This window comes from uncultured Anaerobiospirillum sp. (assembly GCF_902485895.1).
GTDB classification, from domain to species: Bacteria; Pseudomonadota; Gammaproteobacteria; order Enterobacterales; family Succinivibrionaceae; genus Anaerobiospirillum; species Anaerobiospirillum succiniciproducens.
The window spans coordinates 1-24,404 of the sequence record NZ_CABTML010000004.1 but is presented as its reverse complement, the minus strand read 5'-3'; the positions used below and the strand labels follow the sequence as shown (position 1 = coordinate 24,404).

The following is a 24,404-nucleotide window of genomic DNA, read 5'->3' as shown; positions in this document are numbered from 1 at the left end:
ATGATTTTCAGTATGGCTGCAAGCTAAGCTTAGTCTCTTGACCTGCTTTTACTAGATAAGTTATTTGAGCACATCAGAGCCAATGTCGATTACGACCATGCATGTGAACGCTAACAGCTTTGTTTGAGGCCTTTAACCTTAGGCTCATCTGTTAGCTATATCTTAGGCTTATGCATGTGACTGACGTCTGTTTTGCCTATGGATGCGTCTTTTTTATCTTGTTGTTTGACTGCTTAGGCACAGAGACTTTATGAAAGTCTCCATGCTTAATTATTCTTGTGCCTAGCCTTAGCTAGGCTTTTTTTGTTGTGCCTGTTCATTATACATCTAGAATTTAGATATAGCACAAATAAGAACAGTTTTTATTGCTATTTAGTACCACCGTAAAGTTCGATTGGGAACTTCTGATTGCCGATAGTACCGACGCAATCTACCTTGCCATCTTTAGATGGAGCACACTTAACGTTTGGAATACGGTAAGTCTTATTATCTGGGCAGACAGCCTTACCATCGGATGAAATTTGGATATTGCCATCAGCTGAGGCAGCACCTACTTGGGCAGTACACTTAGTACCATCCGCGCGGGTAATAGTCACAGTGCCCTTACCATCATTAAGCTGATACTGCATCTGCAGTGGCTTACCGTTGGACTCATCCATTAAAGCCATACGTGTACCCCAATTGCCATTAACGACAGCTGTGCCCTTGGTGGCTAAATCCTGAGGACTAAACTGAATATCCACAGGAGGTAATGGAGTTACAGCAGCTTGTTGCTTTGGCATAGCAGGGTCTGGCGGTGCAACCTGATTAGTTGCAGCCATCTCTGCAGCACGAGCCTCCTTAATAGCAGCTTGCACCTCAGGAGGTAAGTTAGCTAAAGACTCATCAACTGGCATCTTTGGATCTACCGGAGCTACTGGAGTAACCTCAGTTGCCACCTGAGTAGCATTCTCCTCAACTACTTGATTAGCTTGGCCTTGCACCGCTTCATTGCTTACTACCTCTTGCACCGCAGTTTTTTCTGTTGGAACTACTTCCTCTGGTGGAACTTTAGTAAGTTCTGATTGAGGCTCTTGAGTAGAGCTTGGATCAGTCTCTTGCACTACAGTACTTGAGCCTGCAGCTACTTCTTGTGCTGCAGCTTTATCTGCAGCTGGCTCGACTGGCTTTTCAGGGGCTGGTTCGGCTGCAGGCTCGACAGGCTTATCTTGAGCAGGATCAGCAGGAGCTACGGCTGCTGGAGGATCAGCTGGCATACTTGGACTTGATGGAAGACCAAAGCCAGGCAGACCAAAGCCTAATAAACCTAACAGCTTCCATAAGAGCCACAGTAATAATGGCAATAAGAGGAGGGCTAACAAGAGCCATAACAGCCAGGCTGGAAGACCGCAAGTATGGCCTGCACATATGCCGCCTGGACCAAAGATGGCGCACTTATGGCCTTGATTGTTATCAGGGGCATTTGGTGGAGTCTCTGGCAGTTTCTGATCTGCAACTGGACGGTTATCAAAAGCAGCATCAGCTGCAGGAGCAGCACCTGCAACTGCTGCAGCTGGCGCTACAGTCTTAAGCTTATCCCATGGGCTACCATCGAAATTACCAGCTCGATCAGAAAAGCCCCAGAAGGTAATGACAGGAATGCCGTCCACAATGTAGACATTGTCCTGACTTGGGAAATGGATTGCTGGTAATTTTGAAACAGAGCCATCGCCATTTAAATATGCTGCAAACAAACGACTTTGAGTGTCAGAAGTACGTCTTGAAAGCTCTTTACCTAGCTTTTGTAACTTCATCTCGAGATCGCGCAGCTGTGCAAGCGCATCTTTACGCTCCTCAGCAGTAGCTGAGGCCCAATGCACAATTCGATACTGACCATCGGCATTTTTTGGTGGGAATGGTGCGTACCACTCGATAGAAGTACCATCGGCACTTACTTTTGGAATAGCAAGGTGGCGGACACGCTCCTCGCCAATGGAAGGATTGATAGCTAATGCTGCTCTAAAGGCATCAGCATTTTGATAAATAGGCTGTCCATCCTGTCCAATTGGAGTAAAGTCAGAGATGTTGCCGCTACTTAAGCGAGTACTCTTATGCATGAGTATGTCCTTTGACAGAAAAAGTCTCTGCCAGTTTGTTTGCTCTACAGTAACTGCAGCTATAACAGCTGCAGATACCGCCAAATTCTTTACATTGAGTGCTAGTTGACATCGTTGCGTGCAATGTGATGCTGATGCTACGACGCTCCTAGCTAAAATTCTGGTGCCACTACAGCACTATCAAAATCCCGGTGTCTCTGCAGGCACAATCAAAATCGCTGTTCCGCTACGCCACGATCTAAGTAGTGGTGCTGCGACGCTACTATCTTAAGAGTATTGCAGCTACGGGCACTATCAAAAGCATGGTGCTGCTACGCCACGATCTACAGCGCTATGCAGCTTTAGGCGCTTTGATGCATGATCTCTTGCTACTGACAGACCTTAACTAAGGAACTGCCAGCGTTTTTAAGATCATTTACCAAGGAGACACTATCTTGTGGTCTGTAGACCTTGCCACCGGTAATCGAGGCAATGCACTTGGCCTCTTCGACATCGTCACCAATTAAGATTACGTTGATCTTAAGCTTTGGTCGCTGCGCATGAATCGTCCTGGCCACATCGCAAAGATTAAGATGCTCGGTACCATTGCAAGTATCCACACCATCAGAGATCAAAATGCCCACCGCATCAACATTAGCTGGTACTGAGTTAGCCATACCACGTAGTGCTGAGACTAATGGGGTAAGCACCTCAATTGGCAGCATGCCTTGGACTAAGCGAGGATCAGTACGTGCAATCGCCTTCTTTAACGCACCGCGATTAGCACCTGAGAATACGCCATAGTCACGAGCTAATGGACAGCCTTGAATACCGAAAAGACGAATTGGGACATTTTTATCCACACTATCGACTAAGGCATTGGCTGCTTTCATCGCTGCATCAATACGGAATGATCTATCTGACATGGTATGTAGCATTGAGCCAGAGCCATCAGTAGCCATTACAAGCTGTGGCATCTTGCCTTGCTTTTTAATCACCTCACACTTTGGCAGCTTGGCCGTAGTGGATGCTACTGTAGCCTTCTCTTGGGCCACTTTTTCAGCAGCCAAGCTATCTTGCTCAGCTTTAAGCGCACTTTGCTCTAAAGCATCAGTTTGTGCGATGAGCTTGTCGATCTCATTGAGATTGTGCTGATCTTGTTTGAGTGAATCTACTAAGCCATTGAGCTTATCGTTACGATTGAGCTCGTTGGCTAGCTCTAAACGCAAATCGGTCTTATCGATAAGATCATTGATATCTTTTAATAAAGCCTGATCTTTAGCTAAAGTCTGCTCTAAAGCTGCAAGATCTTGAGCTTGTTTCTCTTTAGCCTCATCGATAAATGGCCACGGCCACAGCTTCATAAAGTACCAAGCTAAGCCTAAAGCTAAGAGCAATAAGAGCAGCACTAATCCTATAAGACCCCAGCGTATGCCAGAGCCACTTGCAGCTGCTGTAGCACCTGCTGCAAGCAAGCTTGGATTTTGCGCCAAAACTGCGTTTAAATGAGGCGTATCGATATACGGAACTATAACCGGCACAGTCTCATTGACCACAAGCATGTGCTGTGGGTTATTTAAAAGCAGCTTGAGTAATAACGCAGGACTTGGAGACAGTGGCTTGTCGCCCTTTTCTCCATTTGCCTGAGCTGCAGCTAAATGGGCTTGCTTTTCATTAGCGATGACAGGCTCAACAAGCTGCATGATGTAGTCGCGACGCTCTTCATAATGAGCTTTAGCCTGCATACGCGCATTAGGAAATACTGGTTTACCATCGAGCATTGGCACGGGCTCAAGCAAACCTTCGCTAGGCGAATAGAAGTTTAAGTACTCCCCATCTTCATCGCGATCAGCAATTAAGCTTTTAACCTCAGGAGGCAGGCTAAGAGAATTGATGAAAGCGCCCAAATTTTTGGCCGCATCTTGCCACTCAGGCGCAAGCTCTGAGCCTTTAAGGCGCATAACTCTTAACATCCAATCCTCCTCAAACTAAACATCAGGAGCCGTCCCATCATCAATCAAGCAAGCTCTCAAACGCTACATCAAGCTAGCGAAAACTTACCACAGTCAGCCGTGATAAATAGCAGCCTCTAACTTGCATCAGCAGCACTAATTTGCTGCTTCAAACTTGCATCAGGCGTGCTAAATTGCTGCTTTACACTTGCATCGGCAGCGCCTAAGAGCACTTGCAATGTAATGTGTGCAATCTATTGCTGCGCTTAACTAAGGTATTAGCCAAGGTATTAGCTAAGGTAGTTAGCGCAGCATGGCAATGCTGTGGTTTATTGGGCTTTTAGTGCTTCATGGCACGGCACTGCTTGACCCAAGTTGCTTTGTTTTTTGACAGATCACGACTACCGTCACGATAGGCATCTACGTCTTTAACAAAGCGCTCAATGTACTCGCTTAAGGTACCCTCGTTCTTACCGAGAGCCTTTTGAGCATTACGCTGTTGAGCCTCAATAAACTTGTAGTCGAAAGTATCTAAGGTGTCTGTGATGTGGTCTGCATAGTAAGAAACATAGTAGTCCACCATCTGCTCAGCTAAAGCACGATTGTTAGCAAGCTTTTTCTCTTGATCCTCTTTAGCCTTGATGCACTCTTTAGACTTTGCATCCTCACGGCATTGACGCATTGGCAGCTTACGAACGATTTCTTCGTTCTTTAAGGTACGCTCACGGGCAATTTCCTCAGAGGCAATTGAGGAGCACAGATAGCCACCTAAACGTAGGTTGGAGACGATGGCCTTATCACGCATTTCATCTTTGCGCACATTAGCCTCAATCATCTTGTTACGCAGATCAGCTAGGCTCTTAGTAAGAGTATAGCTACCCTCAAGCACACGCTCTTTTTCGCTTTGAGCTTCGCTAAGATCTTTACGTACTGCCTCAAGTTCCTTTTCTACCTGCTCTAAGGACTTAGCAGATCCTGCCTTAGCTTCACTTAAGGCTTTAGCTTGTTGCTCAGAAAGCTTTTTGGCCTTGTCTAAAGCCTGTTGTTGCTCAGCAATAATCTTGTCTAAACGAGCCACGGTATTTAAGTTACCGCCGCTCTTTACATCGGCAGCATCTGAGTCATTACCCAGCTTTTGTACTTCTGCATTGAGCTCACGTACTTCTTGAATAGAGTTAGTAAACGGTATGGAGAGCACGATACGCATGCCTGCATCAGAACCTTTTGTCTCTTTACCGCGAGTAAAGTAGGCTCGCTCAGAACGATAAGCAGTAAGCATATCGCCCTTGGCGTTAATCACCGAGCCGCCACGCACGATAAAGCCACCTGATTGACCATGCAGTCTACCAGTACGAGTGGCGTAGAAAGGATCAAGCATCATCTCGCTGACATTACCAAGCACGTCATAAAGACCAGCTGGGTTTGGATCTTTAAGACCAATTGGTCTTACCTTACCATCAGAAGCACTCTCACTTGCCTTGTACCAAGCATAGTCTGCAATGGTTTTATTTTGGGCAAAAGGGAATACATCGGCGCTAAACTCTGAGGAGGTAACATGGCTGCCACCACGAGCTGCAAACTCCCACTCACTATCGGTAGGCAATCTAGCAAAGGCTGAAGACTTATCTGAACTTAAAGGTACGCTGCCAGTTTTGGCACTCTTAGCCTCAGCACTTGAGAGGTAGGCTGAATATTGTCTTGTAATCTCGATAGCATCAAACCAACTGATGTTGTTTTTAGCAATACGATCTTTAATGGAGTATTTCTTTGGGGTGCACTTACCCTTACCCATGTCGTACTTGCTTAAGAGATCGTACTGAGCATTATTAAGCTCGTATTTGGAGATGAGGAAGTAGTAGCCTTCTTTGTCTTTAAAGGCACCTTGGACATAGCGTTGATTTAAAGACTGCGAGAGCATGGCCTCGGCATTAGTCGAGCCGGCATTAAAGCCCTTATCTTGCAGCTTGCTTTCAGAGCCGGTGTAGACTTTTTTAAACACCATAAAGCCATCGCAAGGCATTGGAACAATAACGTCATCCTTAGCAGGCTTAGGATTGAAGGTCTCAGCCGTTTTATCCTTACTATCAGCTGCAAAGGCAGTTGATGAAGCCATCACGCTAAAAGCTGCCGCAGTCATCATAGCCGCAATACTAAGTCTCATGTTCCCTCCAGGGTCACTTATCTACTACTAGTTATAATCAAACTATCACAGATAAATTAGGTGTATTTTTGCGCTAAAAGTGTAAGCTCAAAAAACCAAGAGATCTGCCAAGCCATACATAATAGAGCTGATATAAGCTTGATTGCTCTAAAGCAGTAATATCTTGCTAGAACTACATTGTATGGTTAACACGCATAATTACAAAGCTAATTAGCTCTTTATGCGCCGTTATGTGACACGCACAACCTACTAGCCCCAAAGTAAGCCACGCTAGACCTATTCCACGACAGCCAACACTCAAACCATGTGCCCATTGCCAAACAGCCAAATGAGCTCAAACCCATGCTATCTGGCAGCGATAATTGCGGCTAGGCAAAGCATCGGCTCATGGCTAAAGCACAGTGCCTAGCATGAGCCAAGGGCTCACTTGCATCGACTGCATGCAAAGAGGAGCGTTTGTTGGTCCTTTGCACCCTCCTAAGATGACAAAAGCCAATGCATGGCATTGGCTTTGTCTTGGGATGAAATGATTTAAGGATGGTTGCTGGGCTTGGGAGGCTTTTGTCTATTTAGGCCTCGCGGAGCACGTCGGCAATTTGTACCTTTAAGAATACGTACTTAACTGAGAGCAAGGCGACGATGAGTGATAGGCCAAGGGTGCTAGAGAAGAAAGCCAAGATATGCACCAGTGTGAGCTGACTAATCACTGAGCCTGCTAAAAGTCCCATAAAGTAGAAGTTAAAGATAGCAGAACCTATGGCGTACATTGCCAGACCTGCTACAAAGCCAATCAGGGCAATAATGAGAGACTCGATAATAACAAGCTTGTAAATATCAGACTCAGAGTGGCCCATGAGACGCAAGAGTACTAAGTTACGCTTGCGAGCGCGTAAGGAGCTGAGCATAAGGCCGCCTAAGGCAATTGAGCCACCGGCAATGGAAACTGAAGCAATCACACCGAAAACGAAGTTTAAGACATGCTGAATTGCCTTAACATTTTCAATATCTTTAACCTTGGAGCTAACGTTAAGCTTCTTGCTCACTAACAAATAGTACAGCGGGATGACGCTATCAACGTCTTTAGCGTACAGACGAAACTTTGCATAATAACGCTTACCCTCACGCTCATAAGATCCATCAGAGATCAGCGCAGGGTTATAACCATTACGATAGTCATCAATGGCATTGATAAGATCTTTACAGACCATAATGGTGTCGTCACGCACAAAGCGCTCAGAGATAATGCCACGGATTACCAAATCCTTTTTGACCGCCTCACGTACGCTATTCATGGTGCGTGACACCATGATGCTAATGGTATCGCCTACCTTTAACTTGCGGTCAACAGCCACAGCCTCACTAATAAAGACTTCGCTATTTGAAAGATCATGCTCTTTTTCAGTAAATGGGATTTTTGATCCTAAGACCACAGGATCGCCAAGCGCTGTTGGCAAGACGCTCATGCGCTTAACTCCTCCTGGAAATTTAATATCTACCAGTGCATTTAAAGCGGTGATCTCAGGTACGACAAAGCCAGTTTCTTTATGTGAACGCAGCATCTCAAAGAAATTATCATCAAGGCGATATGAGGTATCTAAAGTTAAAGATAATACGCTTGGATCATTAACTAAATTATCCTCAAGCTCACTTAAAATACCGTGTCTTAATGAGAAGAGCAGTAATAACGGAGCAATGATGCATGCGATGGCCGTAATCTGACAGAAGTTCATCAGACGGTCATAGTTGAGTTCTTTTAAAGCGATCTTAAAAAGCATCTTAACTACTTACGCTCCCTTTCAAATGCACCATCATTATTAGCAGCCGATGCCCCAACAGCGCTGCCAACACCACTTGCATCTGCACTGCCAACACCACTTACATCTGCACTAGCATCTGCATTAGCTGCATCTTGCTGCTGTACTGCACCATGCTCTTTTGCTGCATCAGGCAAGCTTAATCTGCCTGTGCCGACCTCGCTTATGAGACCATCGGAACCTACGCTGATAGTACACATCTGTTCTGATGAGCTACTGTCGAGATCACTATCGTCAACACGTGGACCACCGCGCTTTGAGGAGGTCAGAGAGTTATCATCAACTCCGTCATTGTGCTTGCCTTTAAGCTTGTTAGCTGGGGTAGTGTAGTAAGTAATACGGCCCTTAGCTGAATACAGATGACCAAGCTCGTCATAGAGGATCTCAATACCTGCTGTATCTGAGCTCATAAGCTCATTACCACCTGCCTCAGTCTTAATGGCATCAGAAAAACCACCAACACGATGCATGGAGGAGCTTGGCATTGGGCTTAGAGTTACGCCACTTGAGGCCATGCTATGCGAGCCTGCCTTACTGTAGGTATTGTGGAAAGTGTTAATCGAGCGACCGGCAAACTGTGAGCTGTAAATATGAGGCGCTGACGGAAAATCAACAGGACGGCCAGTGTACATTGCGTTGATACTATGGTCAGCAGTATTGGCATTGTCGTAGAAGGTAAAGACAGAATACTCAGAGTGTGATCTTACTGAGTCATAGACATACCGGGTATAACGAGCTGCAGCTTTGAGATCGTGAGTAATGAGCAAAATGGAGATGCCAGACTCTTTGGCGATCTCATCGATAATCTGGAAGAGATTTGCAGCATTGTCTGGATCTAAAGCCGAAGTTGGCTCGTCGATTAATAATAAACGTGGCTTATGCGCAATAGCACGTAAGAACAAAGCTCTTTGACGCTGACCAATGGATAATTGCTCAGGGAGCTTATCTAAATGATTGTACAGTCCAATGCTCTTAACGTGAGGCATTAACACCGCCATCATCTCATCGACCATGGCCTGGTTTTCTTTATTGGTGATGGTAATGCGATTGGCAGTACTCTCTTTTGGAGTTAGCTCAGCTTGAACTAAGGATTCGGCACTGAGTTTACGCTTATCACGTGGAGTGAACTGTCCTGCTGCATGAGAATCATAGCTATCTGCTGAAACTGATAGCTGCGCTGCTGCTAATCGAACTCTCATGCGATCTTCATCTTTAAGCTGAGTTTCGCTTGCGGCGCTATTATTATCGCTAAAAGATAAAGAGCGAGCCTTAGCTGCAAATCCATCGATAGAGATAGCGGACTTATCGTTTAAAGCTACCTTGTTAAGCGAGCTTGCTGAGGCTGAGTCTATGGCACTTGGCTTAGATTTGATGGTGGTCTCGTTAGAAACCTGACGATCGAAAACTTCAGTGGTGGCTTGACGTAAAGCCATGCGAATTTGCAGCTCGAAGTTTTCTCTAATAGTTAGATACGGCAGCAGACCGCCAGTTTGCGGCATGATACCAATTGAAGAAACTCTTAAAGCCTGTTGCTCTTTAGCGCTGAGCTCATCAACAGCAATACGGTCAATGACAAAGGATCCCACCTCAAGTGGCGGAGTAATTAAGGCAATAGCTTCCATCAATGTCGACTTGCCAGAGCCTGATACACCACATAGAGCTACGCACTCACCATCGGCAATAGTAATCTCAGGTAGAGAAACCGTAAAGTCTCCCCTCACTACCTTAAGTCCTTCGATCTTTAACATTTAGCTCTATCCAATGGTGGTAATTAATTCTTTGTCCAAAGCACATAGAACGACATACGATAATCGTTTTGCTTATGCTTTCGACCTCTAATGTTTGTTTAATGAGTTAACAGCACTAGCTATGCCATAAGAAGACGTGCATGGAGAGCCAATACTCACTCTTAGGCATATGGCCTCAAACTGTTGCGCTATATTAATCAATCACGCCATTCATCACAACTTATAGCAATCAATTATCACACTCACTTACTTAAGGCCATTAGATAAGTTCTAAAGATCTAGACTTAAGGGTTAAGCATGCTAAAAAGTCGATCTCTCGACGCTATAAAGTCTTTTAGTAATGTTTTTAGCCTTACTAGTTTAGCACTATTTTAACCTTATGTTTATATGACAAAAATAGGCTGTTTTTGGCCTATCTAAGCCTAATACTAGATACTACATAGGAGCACAAAATTTAGCTTAGCCTGTGGCTTATGCCACACTTTTTAACATGATTTTTTCGCGTCTGTCACAAATTGATGCCGCTAAGAATGAAGAGGCGATTCAGCAAAACCATCTAAAAAAGCGCTGCCTAATCATGCGCCGCGCACCAACGCACCTTGGCTCTAATTAACATGCGACCAGGACACTGAGGCTGTTAGAAACAGCCCAATTTGCGTCCATCAAAACGCAAAAGGCTCAAACACTAATGTCTGAGCCTTAATTATCAATAGCTTGTTTACCGCCACACTGCTAGGACTAGCTGCATCGCAAGTGGATGCTAGCTGCTAGCAATTGAAGATAGCCTTGATAGCTAATAGCAGCTGCTAGCAATTTGACTTAGCATTAACGCCGATAGCAGCCGCGAGCTATTTTTTAGCTGAGCGGCTGTCTAAGCATTGGCTGTAGAGCTAGGCGCTTATGGCAATGCGTCGAGCGGGATTGGGTAAACCTCATCGGAAGAGTCGGCGTCAACGTTAAGCTTGATGAAGCGGTCGTTATCGCCTGAGCAGTGTTGGATGTAATTGAGGCTGTTCTCAAGGGCACGCACAATACGCTCTTGCTCTTGTGAGCCTAAATTGTACCAATCCTCTGGTGAGAGGTTAGCAATCATAGACTTATATGGCAGATCGTCTAAAAGCTCACCCATAATACCCATTTCACCAATGGACTTGCTCTTAGAGAGCTGATTAGGATCGCGGCCCATTTGAGCTGCTAAAGCTTTGAGCTGACTAAACATGTCATCAGAGCTAAGCTGACCAGCGATACCTGACTCAAGTACGCCATTTACTAAGGTGTATAAATCGCTAAGCTGATTGCGGTTGACTAACACGACAGGAGTACATACTGCAGTGTTGTGATTTTCCACATCACGGTCATACATCCAGCCTTGTAAGAAGTCTGGGCTCTTAGCGCCAGTAACACGACCTAAGTAGGCAAGCTGCATGGCAAGACCTAACTTGTCACTATCGTTAACTAAAGCCTTTTCTTGGTCATTAGTAGGCTTTTTGGCAATGTCATTAGCATCCTTATTCTTGTCAGCCTCGGCTTTGAGCTTATCGCTAGCAGCTAATGAAGAACCTGCTGACATCTGTCCCATCACAGCACGCTTTACCTGTGCAGTTAAGGAGCTAGATAAGGTGTCAACCATGCTACCAAAGGCCTTAACGTCACCAGCATTTACTGGATAGTACAGCGGCTTATTTAAGATCTGGTTGAAAGATAAGATCTCATACTGATCTTTTGCCTTCTTATGATTCTTAGCGCCACTATTAGTCAATAAGTGCATGGTGTACACAGCTGCACCATAGTGCTGAGCTTCTAAACGTAAGGAGTTTGCATCCATACCAGTGGAGCTTTGCTTATCACCTGCATCGATAGCACCAGCATCGGTAATGAGCACGATGTAACGGCCACCGTAGTTATTCCAGTTGATATCCTGCAGAGCCATATTGATACCGGCATAAGCATCTTCATCAAACTGAGTGCTTGAGACCTTAGCCTGATCTAAAGTAGCCACCTTCTCATTAAAGGTTTTAGCATCTACAGCCTCACCTGGCTTTAAGTACATCTTGGTAGTGTACTCTAAGCCTGGAGTGCTCTTGGTGTCAGCGCGGAATGAGACGATACCAAAGTGCACGCTGTCATTGAGGTTATTGCTCTCAATAGACTTGTAGATGGAGTTAATGGCTTGCTTAGTACGCTCAATGTATGGACGCATCGAAATAGATGAGTCAATAACAAAGACGATAGCTGACTTAAAGGCAACTACATATGGATCATCGCTATTGCTGCCATCTTTAGCTGCGCTCGCGTTAGCTTTAGTAGTAGCTTGTGCGCTTGCTCCATTAGCGGCTGCATCGCCACCCTTAGCTTTAGCTGCAGTATCGGTAGAGCTCTTAGAGTCTTTAGCTGTTACTGAGGCAATCTCATGCTTGTAAACAAAGTTACCATCAGGATAGATCGACTCAACTGAGTTTAAGATTGGCAGTAAGTAGAAGTTCTTAGAAGGATCAACATACTTATCTGGCTCAATGGAGATAACACCCTCAGCCTGACCACCTTTTGAGGCAGTCTCATAAAGCTTTTTATACTGCTGAGCACCATCATCTGAGTCGATGATGTTATCTAACCCTGCCTCTTGCTCGAAAATCAGAGCACGATTACGGTTAGCTGAGTTAGTAAAGTGCAGAGCAAGCTGCATCTTCCAAGGTACAGTGCAGCTCTTGTCTAAAAAGCCTGCGATTTTACCAGTAGTATCTGCACCAACCTCAACGGTGGCACCAGTGTCTGAGTAAACATAGTACTGACTTAAAGGTGCAATCTCTTTACCTGCATCAGAGGCATCTGCCTTGGCATGTAACTTACAGCTTGGAGTAGTTAAGACACGCTGATATAAAGTGGTCTTGCCCTCCATGAGCAGAGGCTCACGGCTACCTTCAGCTGAGGCATTTGCACTAAAGCTTGCTGCAGCAACTGCAGTAACTACGGCTAAGGCTGTCTTGGTAAGCTTAAAAGCATTTACCTTTGTCATAATTCTTCCTTAAATCTTCACAACCACATGCACCTCACAATCCCACGTCTTTGCCCGGTGCTACTGCTGCGCCTGCATGACAGCTAATCAATGTCGGTGCGACTGCTGCGCCTGCATGACAGCTAATCAATCTCGGGGCGACAGCTGTATTGCATGGCATCTAATCACGGCTCACCATTTTCGAGTCAAGACATTACGAGCCTGGCTCTAAGATGGGGCTTTGAAAGTGAGCTTGCATGCCCTCAGCAAAGGCTGAGGGTATGAGCAAGTGAGCTTGTCGTAGGTTGCGGGTAATGGGTTTATTGAGATTATTTTTGGCTTAAGCGCTCCATGAGTAAATCTGCTTCGCGCTGATCAAAGTTCTTGTCAGCCTTAGTACGCTGAGTCCAGTACTGGCTGTCGTTAGCATTCTTCTCAATGCACTTGTTGGTAAATTGACTGCCAGGATCAGAGTAGCGTGCATACACATGAGCAAATGGACCACCATCTGAGGCACGACCCTTGGTACGTAAAATACGCTGCACGATTTCGCAACGCTCGGCCTTCATGGCATCGTGTAAGAGCACATAGATGTCCTCTCGCTTAGGATTGGAGGATAAGCAGTTGCTAATTACAGTCTTGTCATCGGCAGCATTAGCAGTCAGTGCGCAAGGTGAGCCTGGTGCTGCGCTGCTTGCGGCGGCATTGGCGGCATCTGCGGTATTTGCGGCATCTGTTGCTTCACTAGAGTCCTTGGCCTGCTCAGTTTGCTCTTGAGCAGCTGAGTCGGCTGCTGGATCTTTACTGCCCTTGTTCATCATATCGAGCACAAAGTAAACCGCACCTGCGATCAGTGCTAAGGCACAGATAGCGCCCACAATCTTCAAGATGAGCGGCATCTTGGAGTTTGGCTGTGGTGCTGCAGGCTCTGGATGTGGCTTTAAGTGCTCTATAGGGGCCTCTTGATTATTTGCTTGTGGCTCATTTGCCTGAGCACCTGGAGCAGGTGATGCTCTATCTCGAGCTACCTGACGGCTAAAGGATGATGAGGCACGTGGAGTGTCTTGTAGTGACACTACAAAGCTTTGAACAGTGCCGTTGACATCGCGGATCTTAAGTAAATAATCACCACTATTGTCAAAAGCCATAGGATCAACAACTTCTGGACCTACCTCAAACTCAAAGTCTAAAGCTCTTTGACGGGCTCTACGAGGTGTTACCAAAATAAAACCGTCTGCTGAGTTTGAGACCCAATCGCCTAAGTGCTCTTCATTACGACGCACCACGATAAGCTCAATACCAGCAGTGTACTCACCTAAGTTTTGCTGACCGTTAAAGCCAATTAAAGAAAACTTACCCTCTCCTTGTTTACCAGGAGTAAAACGGGCCACTCTATCCACAGCCGGCATTATTCAAAATTCTCCATTGTTCCTAAAAGTCTGCACAATAACAGATTCTCTTGATTAGAGAACTTGTATCTGTTTTCTGACAGGACATTCACCTGGCACATCATAAACATGAGTGTAGATAAATAGTCACTAATAAGTTTAAACTCAAATGAGGCAGAGCGTTCATCTAAGTGAGGCAACACGCCGGTGTCATCTGCTTTGCACTTAGCGGTGAAGACCTCATGATCGGTCTTACTTTCATCAAATCTGATCTTGCCATTGTCGTTAACAAAGGAGTTAACTGGGCCTTTGGCACTACCTAAGACACCACCATGAGCTGCAGCATCTTGTGCAACCTTAGAAGGCGCTACTGCATGCACTGGCTCGTTAAAGACCTTGGCAGGAGCTGGAGCTGCTTTGGCGGCAGTTTGGCCTATAGGGGTATAGCCATCATCGTCATCACCAAAATCAAGATCAGAAAAATCATCCTCATCACCAAATGAAGGTGCACTTGGTGCAGGTGCTACATAGGCACTTTCAGAGGCAACCGGAGCTTGAGCTAATTCTTTAGCCATTGCATCCTTGGCACTTGAGTCACTTGGCATTAAGTGTGCGCCTAAGTAGAGGTTAAAGTCGCTTAAGATAAAGCTCATGAGCTGTACCTGTACACGCACAATGTCTCCATAGCCCTCATTGATGTTTTCTTGCTCAAGCAGTACTTGCACCATGTAGTTCTTTAAGCCTACCTGTGGTGAGCTAAAGGTCTTAGCGATCTCACTAAACAGACGCATAAAGACGTTCAAAATACTATCTTTTGCCTCTTCAGCTGTCTTATATCTGCCCTCAGCATCATTGTAGAACAGGCTATAGACTTCTCTATTGCTTGGATCAGCTTCAAGATTTGGCAAGTCCTTTAGATAACCCTTGACCACGAGATCAGCAATGTCGTTTAGCTGTACATTGTCCTTACGCCACAGCTGTGACAGATTATCTAAAAACTCCGAGCAAACTGACTGTACAAAGCGCTGTACGTTGGAGCCTGCTGAGAAGCCTTGCTGATAGATCTCCTCTAGACGAGTCTCGGAGATATCAAGGAGACCTCTAATGAGATCAAAGCATGGGGTAATAGCATTACACTGCAGCACATCTAAGGACAATTGCTTAGACTCTACTTTGGCCTTTTGCAGGGCTAAAGCACTATCACGAGTAGCAAAAGGAGCTAAGTGTGCAACGCAGTTCTTTAGATCTAAACGTGCCTTGGTAGTTCTAACGGAGATGCGATCAGCATCCTTAAGCGCATTGGCTCGAATGATGTTGCAAATATTAGTAACACCACCGTCGTTTAAGGACAGTACGGCATCTAAAGTCTCTTCAAAGTTGGCAATATGCTCTTGGAAAAGATCAACTCCAAGCAGCGCTGCCTTTACCTTTTCAGCGTTCTCTTGATCTTGCTCTCTAATACCAAGCTCTTCTTTAGTATCAGGATCAAAGGCAAGCCATGGAGTGTATTTACCAATATTTGGCTTACGAGCAAGTAAGACACGGTTAAATGGCTTACCAGGTGTCCACTCAGTGAACCAATTGAGCTTCACAATACGGTTAAGCGCAATGTTAATCTCTTGATTCATATCAATTGGACGACCGCCTTCTAAATTGCTCAGCTGTCGAGTAAAGACGTCATCATAACGAGTGAGCACGATAGTAAGCGGGTTATAGCCACTAGCACGACGCTTTGGAGTATCGCCTACGTTCTTAGCGATCCAATCAGACAAGATAGTTAAAACCGAGGTAACGTCTTGCTGCATGTTCACGCCGATGCAGAATAAGAGCTGATCGATTTCGTTACGACGGGCATAGCGCTCAAAGACATATGAGACCTTACCACGTCTAAAGAACTCGCTACCACGCATGCAGATAGCTTCAGTCAGCTTGCGATCTTGATTATAGCTAGCGCCATCAGAGACAACATCCTTAAGCAAGATCACATCGCGAGAACGTGCACCAGGTAAATCAAGTACATCAAAGTCATCAAGCTTACCTGAGTTCTCAAGTCTAAAGCACAGCTCTAAAGATAAAGCTGCAAGACGTGAGGCATTGATGCTTACATTTTCCTCAACCTCAAGGCGGCCATCAGCGCCAGAGGCACCTGCTGCGCCGGCAGCGGTGCCAGCTGCTGCTGCGGCGGCAGCATTTGCGCTGTCATCGTATAAGGCTTTTGGCTTGGCAAGAGCACACTCAAGCTCGACCTTGTCAGTAAACATGGTGCTCAGCTTGGTAATGTGCATGATGGTGCCAGACTCGTTTTGCATAAGGGTAGCGCCATTTTGAGTAACGAAAGCACTCATTGGAGCGTAGACCACATTATGACCCTTGAGCTTTAAGAGCTCACGAGCTAAGCACTCATAAGTAACTGAGAAGATTGGGAGATCTTGCCAGAACATCGACAGAGCTTTGATACGGCCATCTAAGGTCATAAATGGCAGCATTTCTCTTAGTTTCATCCATACATTTGGCATGGTTTCAAAAGAACCAAGCTTACCGTTGGAGTTAGACACTAAGTAATCAGCTAAATCGATAACCTGCTCTACTTGAATGTAGTTCATCTCGGTTACGCCATTAACAGTAACGCTACGGCCTACATTCAAGCCACGAATCTTTAACTTAGAGCAATCAATACCAGAAGTGGCATCTGCATTAGATGAGGTGAGATCAGCCTCTTGGAGCAGTGCACTTGGATAGGCATTAAACTCATCACGAGCCTTGGTATCCACAAGTGGCTCTAAAGCTTTGAGCTTGTTTAAGTAGAAGTTTTCATCGCTGCTTACTGACACATCGGTCTGATTGATGTCATAGAAGAAAGCATTGATTAAGATCATGGCGATCTCAACTTCATTTAACAGCTTAAGCTCAATTGGATAGCCGCTTGGAGAGTTATCCTTCTCATGGGTAAAACGAGTGGCAAAACCAGTTGCCTCAGAGTTATTACCTGATGGATTTACATGGGTGATAAAGTCAACAGCATGCTCATCCCAATGAGTTGAGAGCTTGGCACTATCACCTGCGGCCAGCTTAGATACTAAATAGCTCTTACCGGCCTGTGAAGCACCAAACAAACCTATACATGGACGATGATTGAGGTTGTTGACGCTAAATGAAACATTATTGGCACCACGGCCAAGATCTAGCAGAATCTCATTAGATTGACTTTTAAGATCTGCCTCTGCAGATGCATTTCTCTCAACCCAGGAGCTTGCTAACTTTAATGCCTGAGCTGCGTTGATTAATTCTTTTTTCATCTTGCTGCCTGCTATCTGAGAGCCTAAGTTTTGTGTAAGTGCATTAAACAAAATAATTAATGCGCTCAGCTAAACCTAGGCTTTACATGACAGTGGCCAAAGCACCTTGGCTTTAGCTCACTGCCATGAGCACGTGCTCACTAGTATTTAGAGAATGAAGCGTGGGTTGATACCGTTAAGATCAATTGAGCCACTATCCATGAAGTACTTAACCTTTGCACCGGAGATGGTCTTTAAGTACATACGGAAGTAAGGGGTATAGTCCTTACCATCGTCGGCAACAACAGACTCAAGTTCAAAGCTCTCTACCTGCTTTAAGTTAGGCAGATTCTGCTTGATGAATGCCATTGGGTATGGAGAGTGACGGTTTACGGTCTTTAAAGTAACGCTAAAGCCGCAACGCTCAATATTGAGCTTACGTTTTAACTGTTCAAAGCCACGAGTAAAACGCTCACGTAACAGTGCAATGTTCTCTTCGATACCAGCGTTTAAGAGATTAGAAAGCTCAGTTTCAGTATTGTAGTAAGTGTCATCTACATACTCTTCAAAACGCTGAGTAACCTCACTTGAATAGAGTTCTGCATAACGAGCTGAAATAGCAGCATTACGCTCATCTTCATTGTTTGTAAACTTAGCTACAAACTTCTTAAGGCCAGTTGGTGCCTGAGTATTAGCATCAATCTCTGCAGTTACCTTATCCTTAAGCTCTTTTTCAAGCTCACCCTTGTAAGGTGCGCAGATATTATCGTTATCCTCAAGGCGCTTTAAGATCTCTTCAGCTTGCTGTGAGTACCTTTCTTGGATCTCAAAATCAAACTTAGAAATAAGATTGGTTACTTCCTCACGATTGATGTCGTTGTAAGTTAATGCAAGAGCTTGCTTAACTCTGGCGATATCATCAACTGAGTTATGAGCCTCAATCTTGTAAAGAGGAGTTGCCTCAACATTCTCATCATCAAGTAAACGACAGCCGATCTCTACAGATAACTGAGTATTAAATGACTCGTCTTCACGATTGTATGGAATGAAATTCGACTCTTCATCGTCCTCATCTGACTCGTTCTTCTTTGCGAGCATGCGAGCTGACTCATACTTGTAGAGTACTGAAGCATTCGAGATCATATTGGCATTGTCGACAATACCAACATAGTGTGCGTTGTTGCTTACCTCTTCTGGGTAAGAGTAGAAGCGGAAATTAGGGAACTTATCGTGCGACAGACGTAAGTAGCTAAGGAGCGCACCCACTGATGCAGTGGTCTTTGGATCGCCAATAGTTTCACCATCGCGCTTAAACGGATACCAACTATCGCAGCGATAAGAGTGCATAGCCACAATACGCATGCTAGGCAGATTTAAACGCTGCATGAAGAAGGCACGAATTGCAGGAAGCTTTGAGGATCTGCCTGTGAGCAGTAACAGATCCACATCAAAGGCGGTAATTACTTCGCACAGCTTAGATAAGATACGACAGATGTTGAACTTACTACCCTCTAAGATGGCGCGGTTAATGGCTGCAATATCAAAGGAGAACTTAAAGTTCATGATAGAGAAGCCCTGCAGATACTCACCCATGATGCCATCAGCATAATTGATAACATCCTGACTTGGCATCTCAAAGGCACCCATGCGCTTGACGGTTAACGGCAGCTTTGGATTACGTTCCTGATCGAGCAAGAACTCCTGCACTGATCCCTTAACCACACATGAAGTATCGTACGGATCAAGATTTTCAAGGTGGAAGAGAATCTTATAGGCAATCTTAACTAAGATCTGCTGAGTAAACTGCGATCTTAAAGTCTCAGTACGCACATTACCTGACCCAGAGTCACCCACTAAGCGCTGCAGTACTGGCTTAAAGCCAATCTTATACTTAGCTAAAGTCAGCGCTAAGCGTGGCATGATGCACTCTTTGATGATGTCGTGAATGATGTCATCACCGGCGATCTTAAAGCCGTCTTTGAAAATCTCACGAGGAATGATGTCAGAGGCAAAGGCTGCTACATTGCTCTTAAAGGAGTAATCCTTAATCACAAGATCAGTAGTGCCACCACCGATATCTAAAGAGGCAATACGAGATGAGTAGAGTGGATCGCCATCCTTATCTTTTAACACCTCGCCTAGACGCTTACCCATCATTGGACGACGTAAGTTCTTTACAAAGGCCTGACAATCACCCTTGTAAGTCTTCTGGCTCTCGTTGTAAACGTAAACCACTTGACCAGCCTCAGCCTCATTCCAATCGAGGTATACATCTGGTACTGGCGGATCAATATTGCTTGAAGAAACACGTCCTGAGTTAGAAACACTGAACTTAAACTCACGAGGGCTGCTCTTATCGTAACCAAAGGATTTCCATAAGATACCTAAGGCCTCATAAACACATCCACGGTAAAGCTCGCGCTCTTCAGCTGGCATACCTGGAGGGGTAGTTAAGATCACAGACTTCAAGCGACGAGGAGACTGTTTGGAGGTGCACTGCTCACGTTGTGAGACCGAGTTCATCTGTACCATGGCCTGAACAAAGAGCTCAATGAGCATAAAGGTCATGGTGGAGCGGTTAGAGTAGCGTGACTCAAGATTATCAAAAACGTTATCGTCTTTGTTGAGCGCAAAGTACGCATTACCGTCGGTATTGAAGTAGTAGCCAATCGGATTTAAGTAGGCACGTACGTTCTGTTCTTTTCTCTGAATCTGTAGCTTCTTTGACTTAATCTGATAAGAGTAGTTGTTAAACATCCACTTATCATTAGTAAGACGATCAGTATTCCACAGATAGCGCTTTGGTGAGGTAATACCAGTAGTGCCTTCATTGCCCTCACGGTGAGCAGCAAGCATAGCAGCCTCGTTACCTACACGTACCATGGATGGCCATGAGAAGGCATCAGGACGACCTGATCTTGCTGAGCGATTGTCGTAATCAAAGTTTGGCACCGAGAACTCAACCATTGAGGCAAATGGCTGGTTATACACCTGCTCAGGAGCGTTAAGATCACGCAAGTTGAGAACATAGGTATCGGAAAAATCATCATCACCGCGAGTAACGTTTGGATGATCTTCAACCATGATGCCGCAAGAACGTGCATTACCAATATCCAAAATTAAGGACACATCGACAGCACGATTAGAGCTTGAGCCGCTAGACAAACCATTAGAGACAAAGTGCACTGGACGAGGCTCAACTAAGAAGCCCAAGAATGCGAGCATATTGAGGTAATGCGCCTCATGTAAATGCTCTTGAATGATTAGCTCTTGAATTTCCTCATCAATGATCTTTGGCTTAATACGCTCTTTGTATAAATCTTTAAATACAGCCTCAGCCCACTCACGTACCCAAGGCAAGGAGCCATTGGAGCTCTTTAAAAAGTCAGAGCAGCGATCTGCAGTAAAGGCCAGCTTGAAACGCTCGCCTGACTCAACATCGCGATCTAGTGGAGCGAAATAGGCAAGGTTATCTTCTTGTGATTGAGTCTGGGTATCAAAAGCTAAAACGATACGGTAATAGCTCTCGCTCTCTTTTAAGAGTTCTTTAGGAGCAACGCCTCCATAGAGCTTGTCTGTGGCAGCTTGTGCACCATCAGCTGCAACGATATTTGGAGCAGCACTATCGTCATCTTCAGTGTACTTGACGGCATTTGGACGATGGGATGCAAGCTGACCTTTGCTCTTAAGGTACTGCTCAATGGCAGCATTATCTGTGACCTTAACAATACGTGCACGCGCCCAGTTAGTTGGGCCATACATACCTGGAACAATATGATTTGGCAGATAAGGAATTGGGAACCATACACCATCGTATAGCTCTAATGATTCTTTAAGTGATACCTGCTGTGAAACTGAGGTTAGGTCAACGGCTCTTTGATGTACAGGATCCACATAAGTGACCTCATTGGTGATCTTTGGTACAAGTCGTACTAAAGGATCATCCTTTGAGGCAGTAAGACGGATGAAATAACCGTTCTCAATAGCCTTAATCATGCTCAGATTATCTTTGGTCTTCCAATCAACCAAGATATCGAGATCGACAAATTGAATACCCGAGTTTTGAATCAACTCGATATTACCGTCTATAGGCACCACTTCAGGATACATATATACATCCTTAGATTCGAATGATAACGTTGCCCACATCAAGCATGGAAAGCATCCTCATGCTAGTTGCAAGCCTATCTAAAGCTAGAGTTCGCCACTAGAGTACACAGACTATGGCGACATTACATCCAGACTAAAATGCATACTAGCATAAAGACAATACGCAATGGCAAAACATGCACCAAGCCGCCGCGAAAGTCACAAAAATAAACGCCACCACGCCAGATAAAACCTAACTTAAGAGCATTCAAGAGCCCATAATCCCCAAATTAGAGCACGGCCATCATGAAAGCAAAGCTATCAGCTAAAGCAAAGTTGTATGCAAAAAGCTAAGTGGTCTGCAAAAGGCTGGATGCGCCAAAGGAGTGTGGTCTAAAGAGTTAGGCTTTGTCGACGCCATGATCCATCATCTTGCTTGCGATAGCGTGACTGATAATCAAGCATAAAAGAGACGATCTCAGGATCACCACACTCCGTGGCACTGTTTAGAAAGCTCTGCATAGCTTGAGGTGAAAAATGACGTCCACTTTCAAAGACTGCCTCAATCACTTCTTTAGCATGGTTAGAACAGGCATGATCTACAAGATTGATGATGTGAGAGATATTAACGTTGGCGATCCCAAACAGTTCTCTGATGATCTCAGGATGATCATACAGATTTCTAACCTGAGAAAAACGCGTTAACGGAAGCTTGCAGCCATGATCTTTGAATGCCTTGGCAAGGATCACTACATTGCGCGGACTAAACTCAAGCGTGTCTCTGATACCCTCTTCAATGGCGAGCAATCCTGTTTTAACGGCATTCTTTTTGTAAAAATCTTTAAAGTTCACTTGCTCAATTAGTTTGCAAGCAAGCTCCTCACGCCCCATGAGACAAGCGTAAAAGCACATCCATCCTAGAGCATCATTTGGCTCATAGAAGCGATGCGCTAAGAGATCCAAGCACTTAAATCTTTCATCAATGCTGATAGGCTTGAGATCGCGTATTTCACCATCAGCGTTCACGTAAAAGAATACATGCCAAGCAAAGCCTGCTACAAAGCCAATAACCTGCCATAAAGAGATCTTGTCTTTGAATCTATCTATGAGGCTTTGATTGATCTCATTTAGCGCACAGTTAAACTTCTCATGTTCAAGCAAGAATTTAAGCTTGTCGTATCCACCATAGCGACAGGCTACAGCTAAGGCTGCCACACCACCGTGGGTGTAGTCCTCGCGATCTTCTTTGAACTTGCCAAGGAAGGAGAAGTTGTAAGAAAGGACGCGACTGATATCATCCATACTGCCGTATAACACTGCCTCTATCAGTCTCTTGCACGCCTGTTCTTCGTTATTAGGTATCAGCTTTGAAACTTCACGTTGCTCCCAAAGACTCTTGTATACATTTGCAATAGATGGAAAACCAAAATCAATTGCATCTAAATACAAGTTATCTTCAAAATCTTGCATTAACTCTTGGTAGCGTACAGCGTGCTCTGGTGCATAAAGATCTGGCCTGTAGCCATATCCCAAAATAGCTAAGTGATTAATAGTGCTATCAGAATCATCGACCTCAAGCTTTGGGGCAACAATCACCGAGCTTATCTTTGACATCCATGTGGTACGTTGTGATAGTTTGCCAAGTTTAGTGGCGTCAGGAAAGTACAGGACTTTTAGATTACTCAAGTTATACTTCAAGACCGTAGTCTTGATAAACTGTTCTAATGCTAATAGAAATATAGTCTTATGATGGAACTTAATCCAAAGAGCAGGCCCCTCAAAAGTACGTAAGCTCGCATCTAAAGCCATATACTCTTGATAAGTACACTCCATTTTAAACGGCAGATGACTTTGCTTAGGTACATCGAGAACAAATCTATCCTTGACCATCAACACACCATCAGTGGCAATGTAGACAGGATTATTTGCGTCAACGATGTAGTTTTTAAGACTTGGCAAATCAAGCTCTAAAAGCTCAAAGATGGCATCAGAATTTCCTATCCCACCCGAGCTTGCCTTGCTATACAGCTTGAGTTTAACCTGTCCACCGGTTTTAACTTTCAGCACATGAGCTTGACGTGAGCTTAGTGGATCATGCTTGTGTCCAAGCAAGGTGCTAGGCAAAGATAAAGTGGTGATCTCAACTTGTCGATCAAACACCCCATCACGTTCTATGAACTTAACGCCCTCAGGGATCACCACATCGCCGCCAGCGCCTGAATAACGAATTAGCGTACCATCATCTGAGATCTCAAAGTCCATAGAATGTCCTTGCTGATAAGTGTCTACAACCAAATATATTGCTGATCCCCATCTAAGCTAAATCATAGTGATAGCAAACAACTACTTTTGTGCCGCTACAACCTTAATGATGACCTTATGCTAGTCTTGGTTGTTTTGGCCTTACTTTGAAACTCTTGCTTCCTATCGAGAAGAATCGCAGTGACTTCATGAGCCTTGTGCTTTGTAGCCACATCTATTAGCTTACTCAGGGTTTTATTAGATCTAATCTGATTAGATGTGGCGATTGCATGAACAACCTGAGGATATGTATACTCAAGCGCGTCTTCAAATAACTCAACAACATATTTTGCCTGTACATCTACGAGATTAAAGATCTTCGCAAACTCATCTGGACCCTTATGCATGAACAATTTAATATCGTTCAATTGCATTGAGAAGCGCTTTTCCTCTGTAGAAGATAGCTCAATGAGTCTTACAACACCTTGCAAACAATGCAATGTGGCGTGACTTATCCTATGATAGAATTCTATTTTTACAAGATACTCTTTGTTTTCGCTTATCAATGTTTGTAAATTAGCTCCATGCGAAAGCATGTACTTAGCGATCATAAAGTCACCACAGAGCAAAGCTAGAGCGCAGAGCAAGTTACTTGCTATATCGCATTTG

Annotated in this window: 11 protein-coding genes; all 11 read right to left on the bottom strand. The window is 44.7% G+C overall.

The features are described from left to right. Positions 1 to 368: 368 nt before the first annotated feature. Positions 369 to 2,096: a hypothetical protein gene (locus tag RDO37_RS00215; RefSeq protein WP_308497701.1), complete on the bottom strand. Its 1,728-nt coding sequence runs from the start codon at positions 2,094 to 2,096 to the stop codon at positions 369 to 371. 368 nt (positions 2,097 to 2,464) lie between these two features. Next, a complete protein-coding gene (locus RDO37_RS00210) occupies positions 2,465 to 4,048 on the bottom strand; it encodes a hypothetical protein (protein WP_308497700.1) in 1,584 nt (527 codons plus the stop codon). Positions 4,049 to 4,367: 319 nt separating this feature from the next. Then, positions 4,368 to 6,188, bottom strand: coding sequence for an SUMF1/EgtB/PvdO family nonheme iron enzyme (locus RDO37_RS00205; RefSeq protein WP_308497699.1), 1,821 nt, complete (start codon positions 6,186 to 6,188; stop codon positions 4,368 to 4,370). A gap of 569 nt (positions 6,189 to 6,757) precedes the next feature. Next, positions 6,758 to 7,963 carry an ABC transporter permease gene (locus tag RDO37_RS00200; RefSeq protein WP_273320406.1) on the bottom strand — a complete coding sequence of 402 codons (1,206 nt, stop codon included), beginning with the start codon at positions 7,961 to 7,963 and terminating at the stop codon, positions 6,758 to 6,760. Between the two features lie 5 nt (positions 7,964 to 7,968). Further along, a complete protein-coding gene (locus tag RDO37_RS00195) occupies positions 7,969 to 9,750 on the bottom strand; it encodes an ATP-binding cassette domain-containing protein (protein ID WP_308497698.1) in 1,782 nt (593 codons plus the stop codon). Positions 9,751 to 10,648: 898 nt separating this feature from the next. Then, positions 10,649 to 12,763, bottom strand: a complete 2,115-nt coding sequence (locus RDO37_RS00190) for a vWA domain-containing protein (RefSeq protein WP_308497697.1) — start codon at positions 12,761 to 12,763, stop codon at positions 10,649 to 10,651. A gap of 308 nt (positions 12,764 to 13,071) precedes the next feature. Then, positions 13,072 to 14,133, bottom strand: coding sequence for a hypothetical protein (locus RDO37_RS00185; RefSeq protein WP_308497696.1), 1,062 nt, complete (start codon positions 14,131 to 14,133; stop codon positions 13,072 to 13,074). A gap of 17 nt (positions 14,134 to 14,150) precedes the next feature. Next, positions 14,151 to 17,426, bottom strand: coding sequence for a virulence factor SrfC family protein (locus RDO37_RS00180; protein WP_308497695.1), 3,276 nt, complete (start codon positions 17,424 to 17,426; stop codon positions 14,151 to 14,153). A gap of 147 nt (positions 17,427 to 17,573) precedes the next feature. Next, entirely contained in the window at positions 17,574 to 21,515 is a 3,942-nt protein-coding gene (locus RDO37_RS00175) for a virulence factor SrfB (protein ID WP_308497694.1), read from the bottom strand. A gap of 372 nt (positions 21,516 to 21,887) precedes the next feature. After that, the gene (locus tag RDO37_RS00170) at positions 21,888 to 23,756 is read right to left on the bottom strand and encodes a hypothetical protein (RefSeq protein ID WP_308497693.1); all 1,869 of its coding nucleotides are present in this window, start codon (positions 23,754 to 23,756) and stop codon (positions 21,888 to 21,890) included. A 95-nt stretch (positions 23,757 to 23,851) separates the two neighbouring features. Continuing rightward, positions 23,852 to 24,404: hypothetical protein (locus RDO37_RS00165; RefSeq protein WP_308497692.1), on the bottom strand; the 553-nt coding region annotated here is incomplete at its 5' end.

Coding starts and splice junctions, on each gene's coding strand:
- RDO37_RS00200 (WP_273320406.1), bottom strand. CDS start 7,963: ATGCTTTTTAAGATCGCTTTAAAAGAACTCAACTATGACCGTCTGATG.
- RDO37_RS00180 (WP_308497695.1), bottom strand. CDS start 17,426: ATGAAAAAAGAATTAATCAACGCAGCTCAGGCATTAAAGTTAGCAAGC.
- RDO37_RS00195 (WP_308497698.1), bottom strand. CDS start 9,750: ATGTTAAAGATCGAAGGACTTAAGGTAGTGAGGGGAGACTTTACGGTT.
- RDO37_RS00190 (WP_308497697.1), bottom strand. CDS start 12,763: ATGACAAAGGTAAATGCTTTTAAGCTTACCAAGACAGCCTTAGCCGTA.
- RDO37_RS00210 (WP_308497700.1), bottom strand. CDS start 4,048: ATGTTAAGAGTTATGCGCCTTAAAGGCTCAGAGCTTGCGCCTGAGTGG.
- RDO37_RS00205 (WP_308497699.1), bottom strand. CDS start 6,188: ATGAGACTTAGTATTGCGGCTATGATGACTGCGGCAGCTTTTAGCGTG.
- RDO37_RS00170 (WP_308497693.1), bottom strand. CDS start 23,756: ATGGACTTTGAGATCTCAGATGATGGTACGCTAATTCGTTATTCAGGC.
- RDO37_RS00175 (WP_308497694.1), bottom strand. CDS start 21,515: ATGTATCCTGAAGTGGTGCCTATAGACGGTAATATCGAGTTGATTCAA.
- RDO37_RS00215 (WP_308497701.1), bottom strand. CDS start 2,096: ATGCATAAGAGTACTCGCTTAAGTAGCGGCAACATCTCTGACTTTACT.